2 tRNA genes are annotated in these 316 nt (G+C 47.2%); both read right to left on the bottom strand.

Annotated elements, in window-relative coordinates:
* Positions 1-72 precede the first annotated feature (72 nt).
* Positions 73-148: transfer RNA gene (locus tag HX839_RS31430), tRNA-Ala, on the bottom strand.
* A gap of 10 nt (positions 149-158) precedes the next feature.
* Positions 159-235, bottom strand: a tRNA-Ile gene (locus HX839_RS31425).
* Between the last annotated feature and the right edge of the window lie 81 nt (positions 236-316).

Genomic DNA, 316 nt, shown 5'->3' with positions numbered 1-316 from the left:
CTAATCAAAGACTAGAAATCAATATTCATTGGCGAATATTCATTTCTAAACTCTAACAGTAGAAGCAGTTAATGGTGGAGCCAAACGGGATCGAACCGTTGACCTCCTGCGTGCAAGGCAGGCGCTCTCCCAGCTGAGCTATGGCCCCATAACAAAATTGGTGGGTCTGGGCAGATTCGAACTGCCGACCTCACCCTTATCAGGGGTGCGCTCTAACCAACTGAGCTACAGACCCAATTTCGAGCGCGTAACTGATTAGCTAAGAGCTATCAGCTTGGAGCTTAAAGCTGCTTCTATCGTCTTCTTCAATGAATCA

Source organism: Pseudomonas sp. I8001 (assembly GCF_013385345.1).
Taxonomy (GTDB): Bacteria; Pseudomonadota; Gammaproteobacteria; order Pseudomonadales; family Pseudomonadaceae; genus Aquipseudomonas.
The sequence above is the reverse complement of the archived record's forward strand: the minus strand, read 5'-3'. Positions and strand labels throughout refer to the sequence as shown.